The organism is Nocardia sp. NPDC058658 (assembly GCF_042716665.1).
In the GTDB taxonomy this organism is placed as follows: Bacteria; Actinomycetota; Actinomycetes; order Mycobacteriales; family Mycobacteriaceae; genus Nocardia.
This window is the reverse complement of sequence record NZ_JBHXRR010000015.1, coordinates 30,348-42,381: the sequence shown is the minus strand read 5'-3', so window position 1 is coordinate 42,381 and position 12,034 is coordinate 30,348. Positions and strand designations below refer to the sequence as shown.

12 protein-coding genes are annotated in these 12,034 nt (G+C 68.3%); 2 read left to right on the top strand and 10 right to left on the bottom strand.

All coding sequences use genetic code 11. The features are described from left to right. Positions 1 to 170: 170 nt before the first annotated feature. From ACFWUP_RS20695 to ACFWUP_RS20685, 3 genes are read right to left on the bottom strand one after another with little or no spacing between them, the layout of a single operon-like run. Positions 171 to 824 (bottom strand): isochorismatase family protein, encoded by a 654-nt coding sequence (locus ACFWUP_RS20695; RefSeq protein ID WP_379236617.1) that lies wholly within the window; start codon positions 822 to 824, stop codon positions 171 to 173. 33 nt (positions 825 to 857) lie between these two features. After that, the gene (locus tag ACFWUP_RS20690; RefSeq protein ID WP_379236615.1) at positions 858 to 2,075 is read right to left on the bottom strand and encodes an isochorismate synthase MenF; all 1,218 of its coding nucleotides are present in this window, start codon (positions 2,073 to 2,075) and stop codon (positions 858 to 860) included. Positions 2,076 to 2,083: 8 nt separating this feature from the next. Then, positions 2,084 to 3,013 carry an SDR family oxidoreductase gene (locus ACFWUP_RS20685; protein WP_379236613.1) on the bottom strand — a complete coding sequence of 310 codons (930 nt, stop codon included), beginning with the start codon at positions 3,011 to 3,013 and terminating at the stop codon, positions 2,084 to 2,086. Positions 3,014 to 3,100: 87 nt separating this feature from the next. On the opposite strand from ACFWUP_RS20685, the gene ACFWUP_RS20680 reads away from it, so the two are divergent. Further along, on the top strand, positions 3,101 to 4,759 hold the full coding sequence (locus ACFWUP_RS20680) for a (2,3-dihydroxybenzoyl)adenylate synthase (protein WP_379236611.1): 1,659 nt from the start codon (positions 3,101 to 3,103) through the stop codon (positions 4,757 to 4,759). A gap of 79 nt (positions 4,760 to 4,838) precedes the next feature. On the opposite strand, the gene ACFWUP_RS20675 is transcribed toward ACFWUP_RS20680, so the two are convergent. The 7 genes from ACFWUP_RS20675 to ACFWUP_RS20645 all read right to left on the bottom strand — a co-directional run bounded on the left by ACFWUP_RS20675 (position 4,839) and on the right by ACFWUP_RS20645 (position 11,102). Further along, positions 4,839 to 5,054 carry a phosphopantetheine-binding protein gene (locus tag ACFWUP_RS20675; RefSeq protein WP_379236609.1) on the bottom strand — a complete coding sequence of 72 codons (216 nt, stop codon included), beginning with the start codon at positions 5,052 to 5,054 and terminating at the stop codon, positions 4,839 to 4,841. 3 nt (positions 5,055 to 5,057) lie between these two features. Continuing rightward, entirely contained in the window at positions 5,058 to 5,897 is an 840-nt protein-coding gene (locus tag ACFWUP_RS20670; protein WP_379236607.1) for a siderophore-interacting protein, read from the bottom strand. Beyond that, a complete protein-coding gene (gene entS / locus ACFWUP_RS20665; protein WP_379236605.1) occupies positions 5,894 to 7,111 on the bottom strand; it encodes an enterobactin transporter EntS in 1,218 nt (405 codons plus the stop codon). The genes ACFWUP_RS20670 and entS overlap by 4 nt, the downstream gene beginning before the upstream one ends. Continuing rightward, positions 7,108 to 8,097, bottom strand: a complete 990-nt coding sequence (locus tag ACFWUP_RS20660; RefSeq protein WP_379236603.1) for an ABC transporter substrate-binding protein — start codon at positions 8,095 to 8,097, stop codon at positions 7,108 to 7,110. Before ACFWUP_RS20660 ends, entS begins: the two co-directional genes overlap by 4 nt. Before the next feature lie 24 nt (positions 8,098 to 8,121). Continuing rightward, on the bottom strand, positions 8,122 to 8,931 hold the full coding sequence (locus ACFWUP_RS20655; RefSeq protein WP_379236601.1) for an ABC transporter ATP-binding protein: 810 nt from the start codon (positions 8,929 to 8,931) through the stop codon (positions 8,122 to 8,124). A gap of 9 nt (positions 8,932 to 8,940) precedes the next feature. Then, on the bottom strand, positions 8,941 to 9,966 hold the full coding sequence (locus tag ACFWUP_RS20650; RefSeq protein WP_379236768.1) for a FecCD family ABC transporter permease: 1,026 nt from the start codon (positions 9,964 to 9,966) through the stop codon (positions 8,941 to 8,943). Between the two features lie 134 nt (positions 9,967 to 10,100). Next, entirely contained in the window at positions 10,101 to 11,102 is a 1,002-nt protein-coding gene (locus ACFWUP_RS20645; protein WP_379236599.1) for a FecCD family ABC transporter permease, read from the bottom strand. Between the two features lie 121 nt (positions 11,103 to 11,223). Here ACFWUP_RS20645 and ACFWUP_RS20640 point away from each other — a divergent pair, with 121 nt between their 5' ends. After that, on the top strand, positions 11,224 to 11,943 hold the full coding sequence (locus ACFWUP_RS20640; RefSeq protein WP_379236597.1) for a hypothetical protein: 720 nt from the start codon (positions 11,224 to 11,226) through the stop codon (positions 11,941 to 11,943). Positions 11,944 to 12,034: the final 91 nt, after the last annotated feature.

The window sequence follows — 12,034 nt, the reverse complement described above, 5'->3', positions numbered from 1 at the left end:
CAAGATGTCCGACCGTCCTCGTGTCACCGGTCTCGAGGAGAGCCGACAGAGAAGGTAGGTTAGCCTACGTTTACTTTGTATGGCAGATTGTGGCCTGCCTCACCGCGACGGTCTGCTTCCTGCCGCCGGACCGATGCGTGAACTCCCCGTCCGACCTCGGCCGTCTCGGGTCAGGCTCGGGCTTCGACCCGAACGCTCAGCTGACGCAGCAGATCCTCCGTGCCGGTCACCGCGCCGCAGCGCCGGGCCACATAGTTCAGCGCCATCACATGCTCGTCGCGGCTGAAGTCCGCGGTCGCGTCATGAATCAGGAACGGCCGCACATCACCCATGAACGCCTCGGCGGCACTGAGCATGCAGCCCATGTGCGTGTAGACGCCGGTGACCAGCAGCTGATCGCGCTGGTAGTAGCCGAGCAGCTCGCGCAAGTCGGTGCGCTGGAACGCCGAATAGCGCCACTTGGTGACCTGGATGTCCTGCGGTGCGGGGGCGAGGGCGTTGATGACCTCGGTGTCGGCGCCCTCGGCCATGCCGCTGCCCCAGAAGTCGGCCAGGATGCCGCGCCGCGACGGGTGCTGGTCGCCGGGCTGCATCGTATAGATCACCGGGATGTCGAGCTCGTGGCAGCGATCGCGCAGCCGGGCGATGTTCGCGATCAGGGTGCGGGCGGGGTCGCGGTGCAGGTCGTAGGCGTTGAGGAAGTACTGCTGCATGTCGTGGATCAGCAGCGCGCAGCGCCCGGGTTCGGCGGTCCAGTCGACCTGGCCGGCGGTGAACTCGTCGGCGCCGGGCATGGGATACGGCGCGATCGGGGGGATAGGCATGGCGGTCTCTCGTTCGGGTGTGGGGAGTCGTCGTCAGACGGTGACGGGCAGGTCGGCGATGCCGAGCGGGCCGAGGATGCGCTGGAATTTGCCGGTGGTCTCGGCCAATTCGGCGTCCGGATCGGAGGCGGCCACGATCCCGCCGCCCGCGTGCGCGAGCAGGCTCAGGCCGTCGGCCGACAGCTCGGCGCAGCGAATGCTCACCATCCACTCGCCGTTGCCGTCGGCATCGCACCAGCCGACCGCGCCCGCGTAGAACCCGCGCTCACCTTCGAGTTCGGCGATCAGGCGTGCCGCGGCGCCGGTCGGCGTGCCGCAGACCGCGGGCGTGGGATGCAGAGCCACCGCGAGTTCCAGCGCGGACGGGCCTGCCAGTGGGACGGTCGCCGAGATCGGGGTGCCCAGATGCCACATCGCCGGCGTCGCGGTGAGTTCCGGTGCGGGCGTGCGGACTTCGCAACACCGGTCGCTCAGCACCGCGGCAACCTGGTCGACGACGAAGCGATGTTCGGCATGATCTTTGGCTGAGGTGAGCAGTGTGTTCGCGGCGTCACGGTCGGCCTCGCGGTCGTCGAGAAGGCGGCGTGCCGAGCCGGCCAGCGGATGACTCAGCACCTCGTTGCCGGTGCGGCGCACCAGGATCTCCGGGCTCGAGCCGACGAGGTGACGGCCTGGGAAGCGTCCGCCGGCGGCGGAGAGGTCGACCAGGAATCCGTTCGACAACGGGTCCGAGGCGACCATCAGATCGAGGATGTCCAGTGCGCGAGCGGGATTCGCGGAACGAGCGCGAATCGCACGCGCCAGCACAACCTTTCGCAGCGGGTGACCGGGGTCGGCGAGAATCTCGACGGCTGTCGCGACACGCTCCCGGTGTTCCTCCGGTACGGGCAGCGCCGCGTCGAATTCGAACTGAGGGAGTGGCCGCGAGCCGGCCTCCGCCGACGCTCGGCGCGAGGACGGTGCGTGGGCTTTCGGCCCGGCTTGGGCGCCCGGTAGGTGTGGATCCACTCGCGAGCCGGGGTGGTGTGGCGCGTCGGTGATCGTCACCGAGTCCGGGGCCCAGAGCGCGGTCGGTGCGCCGGGGGTGAAGGGCAGGGCGCCGACTATGTGGCTTATCCGGCCGCTGCGCAGGGCCGTAATCGCCTCGTGCGCCGAACGGAAGATCGTGCCGCTCGCTCCCGCGGACACAGTCCGGTGCGGACGGGACAGCACGAAGGCGGGGTCTGAACTGTCGGTACTGATGGTGCTCACCCTTTCGATCACATGTCCAGCGTTGCGCCACCGTCGACCCGCAGGTCGTGCATGGTGATGTGGCGGGCGCCGTCGGACGCCAGGAAGTGGACCGCCGAGGCGATGTCGGCGGGAGCGGCGATGCGCCGCAGTGGGATGCCGAGCCGGTAGGCGGCGGGATCGCCGTCGAGCAGGGCGGTTTCGGCGGCATCGTCGAGCGGCGCGCCGCCGAACATGTCGCGCAGCATGGTCGTGTCGGTCGATCCGGGGGAGACGAGATTGACCCGCACCCCGAGCGGAGCAACCTGCAGCGCAAGCGATTTGGTGAATGCGACGGCCGCGGCCTTGGCGGCGCCGTAGGCGGCCATGCCGACGCGCGGGGTGGCGGCGGCGTTGGAGGAGACCACGACGATCGATCCCCGTCCGGCGGCGACCATGTCGGCGGCGGCGCGTTGGGTGACCAACATGGTTCCGGTGGCGTTGACGCTCAGGCAGCGGGCCCAGTCGGCCGCGGTGACTTCGAGCGGGGAACCGCCGACCATGATGCCCGCGGCGTGGACGAGTACGTCGACTGTGCCGTAGTCCGCGGTGAGCTTGTCGAAGGCGGCGTGGACGGCTTCCGCGTCGGTGATGTCGACGACAACGCCGTGCACCGTGGCCTGATCCAATGGCGGCGCCGGATTCGGAATATTGTCCTCGCGAGCGCCGGCCCCGGCAGCGGTCATCGCGCTGAACTCGATTGCTGTACAGGCTGTTCCGCTGCCGCTAGGGCGGGTGGCGCTGTCAACGTGTGCGGAATTCGCGTTCATGGCGGCGGCGAACTCGTGTACCGCCGGATCGAGGTCCCACAGCGAGACGACCCGATCCTCGGCGGCGAACCGAGCGGCGATCGCGGCTCCGATACCCCCGGCCGCGCCGGTGACGACGACGATCCGCCGACGGGAAACACCATTAGACATGAGGTTAGCCTAACCTGAATTCATCGTCGATTGGTTAGCTTCCCTCACGGCCGCCGATCGGAATGCCGGTAGACCTGTTGGAAAGAGGTGCTCGACTTGACCGAACCCGTACTCTCCGGATGCGCTCCGTGGCCCACTGACCTGGCCCGACGCTATCGAGACGAGAAGCTCTGGACCGGTGAGACATTCGCCGACGTGCTCACCGCGCGCGCCGCCGCGACACCGGACCGGACCGCGGTCCTCGACGGCGCGAACCGCTGGAGCTACGCCGAACTCGACCACCGATCGAGGTCCCTCGCGACCGGCCTGGCCCGCCTCGGTCTCGTCCCCGGCGACCGGGTGATGGTGCAGCTGCCCAATCGCGCCGAGTTCGTCGAGGTGATCTTCGCGCTGTTCCGGCTCGGCGCACTGCCGGTGTTCTGTCTGCCCGCGCATCGCACGGCCGAGTTGGTGCCGATCGCCATGGCCGCCGAGGCGAAGGCGATGATCACCTGCGGGGCCCATCAGCGCTTCGACTACGCGGCGCTGGCGGAGACGGTGCGGGCGCAGGTGCCGAGTTTGCGGCACGTGCTGCTGGTTCTGGACCAGGGCCAACAGTTGCCCGGCAATGCACACGACATCGCCGAATTACGGGACGCGCCAGTCGAATTGACCGGCCCGCCGGCGGGTGACGTGGCCTTCCTGCAGCTCTCCGGTGGCAGCACGGGCATCCCGAAACTCATCGCCCGCACCCACGACGACTACCTCTACAGCGTGCGCCGCAGCGCCGAGATCTGCGAACTCGACAGCGACACGGTCTATCTCGCGACGCTGCCGGTGGCCCACAACTTCCCGTTGAGTTCGCCCGGCATTCTCGGCGCGCTGTGGGCCGGTGGCGCGGTCGCGATGACCCCCGATCCCACTCCGGCAACAGCCTTCCCGCTGATCGAGCGGTTCGGCGTCACCATCACCGGTCTGGTACCGCCGTTGGCGCGGCTGTGGACCGAGCGCGCCGAAGCCGGTGCGACGCCGGATCTTTCGAGTCTGCGGGTGCTGCAGGTGGGTGGTGCCCGCTGCCAGGACGAGCTGGCCCGCCGCATCGGTCCGGCGCTCGGCGTGACCCTGCAGCAGGTGTTCGGTATGGCGGAGGGGCTGGTCTGCTACACCCGGCTCGACGATCCGATCGACGTGGTGGTGAGCACCCAGGGGCGGCCGATGTCGGAGCACGACCAGCTCGCCGTCGTCGACGACAACGGCATCGAGGTCGCACCGGGTGCCAAGGGAAACCTGATCACTGAGGGCCCGTACACAATTCGCGGCTACTACGACAATCCCGAGGCCGATGCCCGCAGCTTCACCGCCGACGGCTGGTACCGCACGGGCGATATCGTGTCGATCCGCCCCGACGGCAATCTGGTGGTCGCCGGTCGCGCGGGCGACTGGGTGAACCGTGGCGGCGAGAAGGTCTCCGCCGAGGAGCTCGAGGCACACCTGCTCGAACACCCGGACATTCGCGATGCCGTGATCGTCGGAACGCCCGATGCGGTTCTCGGACAGCGTATTTGCGCTTTCGTGCAGCCCGCGAATCCGGAGCAGCGGCCGACGTTGACCGCCGTGCGCAAGTTCGTGCGCGAGCGCGGCGTGGCGGCGTGGAAGATGCCCGACGCGGTGGTCGTGGTCGAGCGATTCCCCGAGACCGGTGTCGGCAAGACCAGCCGCAAGGAGCTGCGGCAGGCACTGGCCGCTGATCGACCCGCCCCGAGCTAGCGGATGTTGCGGCTCGCCGAGGGGAAGCGCGGCAGCCGTTCGAACCGGGGGTGGCGCGGCAAGGCCACCCCCGGTCGGCTCAGGCCAGCAGTTCGATCCAGGACCCGAGCACGGGATCGCCTGCGAGCGTGGGAAAGTCGATATCCGCATGTCCAGCCGACCGCCATTTCTCCACCAGCGACATGATGCGCACCGAATCGAGCCCGGCATCGAGCAGATCGGTCTGCGTGGTCAGTTCGGCCGGGTCGACACCCAGCACGCCTGCCACGTCACCGATCACCTGTTCGTCGGTCATGGGTCAGTCCTCTCGATCGAAGTCGGCGACGCCGCGCTTCCAGTAGCCGGCGATGAGCGAGTCCTTCGGGCCGATGCCGAGGTCGTTGCGGATGATCTTGCGAACCCCGCGCAGGCAGCCTGCCTCGCCCGCCACCCACGCGTAGACACGGTGTCCGGCAGCGACTTTCACCGCGCGCACGGCCTGCTCGAGGATGTCGCTGGTGCCCGGTGCGAGGTCGCCGCGGTGCAGCCAGCGCACGTTGACGCCCGCGGGCGGGTCCAGGGCGATCTCCTCGCTCGGCCCGGCCACCTCGATGAACGCCCACCCGGTCGTGTCGCGCGGCATCCGCTCGAGCCAGCGGGCGATGGCCGGTAGCGCGGTGATGTCACCGGCGAGCAGGTAGTCGTCGTAGGTCTCCGGGATCACGACGCCGCCGGGCGGACCGGCGATGTGCACCTTGGTGCCAGGGGTGACCGACGCGGCCCAGTCGGAGGCGAGACCGCCGGGGTGGATGACGAAATCGATGTCGAGTTCGCCGTCTTCGATGCTGTGGCGGCGCACCGTGTACTCGCGCGAAACCGGGCGCGGATTGCCCCAGTCGAGCATCGAACCTTCCCGCTTGGGCAGCCGCAGCACGCCGTCTTCGCTCGGAAAGATCAGGCGCACATGCTCATCCGGCACATAGCTGTGGAACCGGTCGATATCCGGTCCGCCGAAGGTGATCCGCAGCAGCGCCGAGCCGACGGGCACGACCCGCAACACCTCCACTTCCTGCAAGCCGATCGGGTACGGCACCTTGGCGTAGTGGTCTCCGGCGAGCACCTCGGCGATGGTCGCGGCGTAGGCGGTGCGATCCTTCATCGTTGTTCCTTTCTGCGCAGCGGCCCGGCGGCGAGCGCCATCAGGCCGGTGAGTACCAGGACCGCGACGCCGTAGAGCACGAGCGCGTGTCCGGGAGCGAACAGTTGGCCGGCGACACCGGCCACCATGGAGCCGACGGCGGTGCCGGTGACCGACTGCACCATCAGCAGGCCCGACATGCGTCCGCGCATGTCGTCGGGCGCGGCCTGCTGCAGCATCGCGTAGCGCAGCACCATGTTCACCGCTCTGGCCAGGCCGAACCCGGCCAGTCCGAGGAACACCAGTGCCGCGTGCGACCACAGCCCGGCCGCGATCACGCCGATCGGCATGATCGCCAGCGAAACCAGCAGTGCCCGACCGGTATTCACCCGACTCATCCACCCGCTGGTGAGCGTGCCGAGTACCGCACCGGCACCGGGTGCCGCGTAGAGCAGGCCGAGGGTGCCAGGTCCCGCGTCGAGTTCGACGTCGGCGAAGGCGGGCAGTAGTACCAGCGGTCCGCTGACGAGCATTCCGATCAGCCCGGTCGCGAGGATGAGTCGAATGGATTCGTGACGAACCGCGAACGAGATCCCGGATGCCAACTCGCGCAACGGGTTCTGCAACTCGCGTTGTGGTGGCGGCGACGGCCCGATCGCGGTGATCAGCCCGACGGTCGCGGTGGTGGCGAGGGCGCAGAGGAAATAGGCCGACGCCACACCGGTTTTCGCGACGAGAAGACCGGCGACCGCGGGAGTGATCATCGTGCCGAGGTCGGTGGTCAGCGAGACCAGCGCGCCCGCCGCCGCCACCTTCTCCCGGCCGACCAGCGCCGGAACCATGGCCATCAGCGCCGAACCGCTCACCCCGCCCGCGAGACCGTCGATCACGGCGGCGAGATAGATCGCGGACAGAAACGGTTCCGGCAGTACAGCATTCACACCGAGCAGCAGGAACCCGATACCTGCGGCACTGCGCGCCAACTGGATCACTCTGCGGCGGTCGTATCGGTCGGCGACCACACCGCCCGCGAGACTGCCGACGAACAGCGCCGCCGCGGTGGTGGTGGCCACCCCGGCGACCTGCAGGCTCGAACCGGTCAGCTGATAGACCTGCAGCGGCAGGGCCACCATCAGCAGTCCGATCCCGAGCACCGACACCAGGCGCGCCGCGAACGCGCACCGGAACGGGCGCGAGGCCCGCAGCGGGCTGAGGTCGATGAGCAAACCGGTCACTGGAAGCGCTCGACGAGCAGGTCGAGGGTGGTCATGACGGTGCGGTAGTCGGGGCGCGAGCTGGTGGCGGGCAGTTCGAAGACCTTGTTCGCCTTGAACGAGGGCAGCGAGGCGTAGAGCGGATCGTTGCGCAGCTCGTCGACAGAACGGCCGCCGCTGAGCGGAACCACGAACAACACGGGCGCGTCGATCACGGTGTTGATCAGCTCCGGGCTGAAACCGATGAAGTCCGCGCTCTGCTCCTTGGCCGGGTTACCCGCTTTGGCCTCGATCTGCGTGTCGAGAGTGAAACCGACCTCCGCGAGCAGGCTCGGCAGGGCGGCCGACGGCACGAACAGGGTCGGCTTCTGGCTCTTGATCGACTGGAAGACGGTGGTCGCACCCTGTGCGGGCTTGATCTTGCTCTTGGCTTCGTCCAACTTGGCCTGGTAGTTCGCGATCAAGGTGTCGACACCGGCCAGCTTGTTGACCGTCTCGGCCAGGAATCGCAGCTGGTCCTGCCAGTTGGTGGTCTCGGTCGGCATGAGCACGGTCGGTGCGATGGCGCTGAGCTGGTCGTAGGCGTTCACCGACTGCTGGGCCGGATAACCCTGGCCGCCACCGATGATCAGATCGGGACGCTGGGCGGCGATGAACTCGAGATTGATGTTCTCGCCCGACGGAACAGCCTGCGTCCCTTGCTTCTTCGCGTCCTCGGCCCAACCGGTCGGGAACTCGCCCGGCTTGTTCGGCACACCGAGCAGGCGCGGGTCCGCGGCGACGACGGTGGCCTCGAGGTCGTAGAGATAACCGGCCAGGTTGCCGTTGAGCACGACGATGCGCTGCGGGGACGCGGGCACCTTGATGGGGCCCTTCGCGGACGGTACTTCGCGCGGGCCCGCATCGGTGGTATCGGAGCTACCGCACGCGGTGAGCACGGCGACCAGCGCGAGAATCAGCATGGCCGTGGCGGCGCGTAAACGGCCGGAGGGTCGGTTGGTGAACATGAGCGGGGTGTTCCTCTTTCTTCTTCAGTGCACCTGGGCGGCGTTTTCCGCCAGCGGAATCACCAGTGGGGTACCGGTTTCGGGGTCGTCGACGATGCGGCACCGCAGCGAGAACACCTCGTGTACCAGCTCCGCGGTGACGATCTCGCCGGGCTCGCCGGACGCGACGATCCGCCCGTCGCGCATGGCGATCAGGTGGTCGGCGTAGCGGAAGGCGTGGTTGAGATCGTGCAGTACCGCCACGACCGTGCGTCCCGAATCGCGATTGAGCGAGCGGCACAGGTCCAAGAGCTGGATCTGGTAGGCGATGTCGAGATAGGTGGTCGGCTCGTCGAGCAGGATGATCGGCGTCTGCTGGGCGAGGACCATCGAAATCCACACCCGCTGCCGCTGACCACCCGACAGTTCGTCGACCGGGCGCGCCGACAGCTCGGCGACACCGGTGGCCGCCATCGCTTTTGCGACCGCCTCCTCATCGGTGCGCGACCACTGCCGCAGCAGTGTCTGATGCGGATAGCGCCCGCGCGCAACGAGATCCGCCACGCGAATGCCGTCGGGTGCGGTCGAGGTCTGCGGCAGCAGGCCGATCTGGCGGGCCAATTCCTTTGCCGGATAGTCGGTTACGGGTTTGTCGTCGAGCAGCACGGTCCCGGATTGCGGGGTGAGCAGACGGGCCAGCGCACGCAGCAGGGTCGACTTGCCGCAGGCGTTCGGGCCGATGATCACCGTGAACTTGTTGTCCGGAATATCAACGGAGAGTTGATCACTGACCGTGGCGCCCTTGTAGCCGAGCCGGACCTGATCGGCGCGTAACCGCGCGTGAGAGTCGTTCATATCGCTTTCCTATTTCCGTCGCGCTTCGGCGACGAGCAGATACGCCAGGTACAGCCCACCGATCGAGCCGGTGACGATGCCGACCGGCACGGTGGTCGGGGCGAAGGCGCGCTGGGCGATCCAGTCGCAGGTCACCAGCAGGGTCGCGCCCATCACCGCGGAGGGGAGCAGGGCGATCGACGGTGTGCGGGTGAGTTTGCGCGCCAGATGCGGTGCGGCCAGCGACACGAACGCGATCGGTCCCGCGACAGCCGTTGCCAGCGAAGTGAATCCGACGCTGAGCGCGATCAGCCAGCCGGTCGCCTTGCTCGTGTTCAGCCCGAGGCCGCGCGCGGTGTCGTCGCCGAGTTCGAGGATCTGCAGGCGCGGCGCGGCCGGGATCAGCGCCACCGCCAGCACGGCGAGGATGAGCACCGTCGGTGCGACCTGCGGCCAGGACAGCCCGTTGAGCGAACCCGCACCCCAGGCCGCCGCCGACATCGCCGCGTCCAGGTCGGCCCGCATGATCAGCCAGGTGTTGACCGAGGCGAGCATGGCACTCACCCCGATACCGACGATGATCAGCCGGAATCCGGTCACGTTGTGCCGGAAGGCGAGTAGGTGGATCACCAGGGCGGCGCCGAGGCCACCGATCATGGCGCCCGCCGCGGTCTGGAAGTTGCCGCCGCCGAGGGTGAGGATCACCAGCAGCGCGCCGGTGTAGGCGCCGGTGCTGAACCCGATGATGTCGGGACTGCCCAGCGGATTCCTGGTCACCGACTGCAGGATCGCGCCGCTCACGCCGAGCGCGGCGCCGAGAACCAGGGCCAGCAGAATGCGCGGCAGTCGCCAATCCCGCACGACCAAGCGGTCGAAGCGCTCGTCGCCGATGAACAGCGCGCGCAGCACGCGCGGTGCGGGGATCGGGAAATCGCCGGTGCCGAGGGCGAGTACGGCGGTGACGGCCGCGATGACCAGCAGGATCGCGCACACCACCACGGTGCGCACGCCGATCCTGGCGGTGAGGCCGAGTCGTCGCGATCGGAGCAGAACCATCGGGCGCCCGAAGTCGATTTTCGTACGGTGCCCACGCGACGCGCCTTCCGTGGTCACCCGGACTGACTCCTCCGGGCGCTGACCGTTGGGTTCCGCCGCGCCTTGGGTAGTTACGGGAACTGGCTGCTGACCACTCATGCGGTAGCCCCCACTCGTGTGCGGCGGGCCAGCCAGATCAGCATCGGCGCGCCGAGGAAGGCCGTGACCAGGCCCGCGGGTACCTCGTCGGGGCGAATGATGATGCGGCCCAATACATCCGCAGTCAACACCAGCAGTGGCGCGAGCACCAGCGAATATCCGAAGATCCACCGCTGATCGGGCCCGACCATCCAGCGCGCGATGTGCGGCACCGCGAGCCCGACGAACGCGATCGGGCCGACGGCCGCGGTCGCGGTGCCGCACAGCAACACCAGCGCCAGCGCGGTGAGCAACCGGGTGCGGGTGACGCGCACACCCAGCGAGCGGGCCAGATCGTCGCCGAGCGCAACGGCATTGAGCGAGCGCGCGCACACAGCGGCGATCAGCAGCCCGACCACGATGAACGGCGCGGCGCCCGCGATGATGTCGAACCCGCGACCGGTGAGCGCCCCGGCATCCCAGCGCCGCATCTCGTCGAACGCCTTGGGATCGACCAGGATCATGCCCCTGGTGAGACCGGTGAGCACGGCGGTCGCCGCGACTCCTGCCAGGGTGAGACGGATCGGGTCGGTGCCGGTGTGGCCCGCGGTGCCGAGCCGGTACACGACCACCGAAACCAGTGCCGCCCCGAGGAATCCGAACCACACATACGATGTGATCTCCGTTACTCCGAAGAGTGCGACCGCGACCGTGATGGCGAAGGCGGCGCCCGCGTTCACACCCAGCAAACCGGGATCGGCCAGCGGATTGCGGGTCAGCCCCTGCATCAGGCAGCCCGCCACACCGAGCGCGAGCCCGACGAGCAGGCCGAGCAGCGTGCGCGGCAATCGGTATTCGAGCACGGTGACCTGGTCGGGGGTCGTGGCTTCGGCGGTCGACAGCGCGTGCCAGACATCGCCGATCGCAATGGCTTTGGTGCCGACCAGCAGGCTCAGCACACAGGCCGCGACCAGCACGATCACGGCCAGCAACCAGCCAGACCAACGCGGACTCTTCATCGGATATCTCTCTCACGGCGAACGCTATCGAGACTGAGGTTAGCCTAAGCAAGGTCTTGATAGGTGAGGCTTACCTAGCTATGGTTCGGCTCTCATCGAAGAACACGAAAGGTTCACCCCCGTGAAAATCACCAAGTTCGCTCTGCTGGCCTCCACCGTGAGCGTTGCCCTCGGCATCGCCGCCGGAACCAGCCACGCAGCACCCGCGGCGGATGAGCCGATCAACTACACCGCTACGACCACCGAGACCTCGACGATCATCGGCACCGACGCGGGCTCGATGGTGGTCGAGGACGGGGTGTTCAAGATCAAGGCGGCCAACGGCGCCACCGTCGCTGGTAGCGAATTGTCCTTCCGGGTCGACGATTTCGTCTTCCCGATCGCCGCTGACATCTCGGGCCGCAACGCCACCCTCACCCCGCAGTTCGATCTGGCGCACGCCACCTACAAGCCGGTCGCGCTGCCGTACGAGGACAAGGCGCCGTGGAAGAACGAATACGACCGTGAGCAGGCGGCTTGGAGCCGTCTCGGCAGCACGATCTCCCTGGGTGCGGCCATCGGCGCCCTCGTCGGCGGACTCGGCGGCGGGGCCGTCGGTTGCGTGCTGGGCGGCATCGCCGGCGCGACCATCGCCGCGGCCACCATTGTCGGCATGTTCGGCCCGTTCATCCCGGCCGCCGCGGTCGGTTGCATCGGCGGAATCCTGGCCATGGGCTCGCTCGGTGCTCTCGCCGGTCAGCTGTTCATCGCCGCGCCGGTCGCGATCATGGCGGCAGCGCAGTACTTCACCACCATCAACTCCCCGATGCCGAACCCGGCGCCTGCACCGGCTGCCAAGTAGGCGAGACGATTTCGGTCGAATCGGCCGATCAGAACCTCGCGGAGGGGACAACTCGGCGAGCGGTCGATCCCGCCCGATCAGCATCGGGCGG

Bases quoted from the DNA above. Each gene is read 5' to 3' on its own strand.
- ACFWUP_RS20650 (WP_379236768.1), bottom strand. From the start codon at position 9,966: ATGGTTCTGCTCCGATCGCGACGACTCGGCCTCACCGCCAGGATCGGC.
- ACFWUP_RS20685 (WP_379236613.1), bottom strand. From the start codon at position 3,013: ATGTCTAATGGTGTTTCCCGTCGGCGGATCGTCGTCGTCACCGGCGCG.
- ACFWUP_RS20660 (WP_379236603.1), bottom strand. From the start codon at position 8,097: ATGTTCACCAACCGACCCTCCGGCCGTTTACGCGCCGCCACGGCCATG.
- ACFWUP_RS20675 (WP_379236609.1), bottom strand. From the start codon at position 5,054: ATGACCGACGAACAGGTGATCGGTGACGTGGCAGGCGTGCTGGGTGTC.
- ACFWUP_RS20695 (WP_379236617.1), bottom strand. From the start codon at position 824: ATGCCTATCCCCCCGATCGCGCCGTATCCCATGCCCGGCGCCGACGAG.
- ACFWUP_RS20655 (WP_379236601.1), bottom strand. From the start codon at position 8,931: ATGAACGACTCTCACGCGCGGTTACGCGCCGATCAGGTCCGGCTCGGC.
- ACFWUP_RS20645 (WP_379236599.1), bottom strand. From the start codon at position 11,102: ATGAAGAGTCCGCGTTGGTCTGGCTGGTTGCTGGCCGTGATCGTGCTG.
- ACFWUP_RS20670 (WP_379236607.1), bottom strand. From the start codon at position 5,897: ATGAAGGATCGCACCGCCTACGCCGCGACCATCGCCGAGGTGCTCGCC.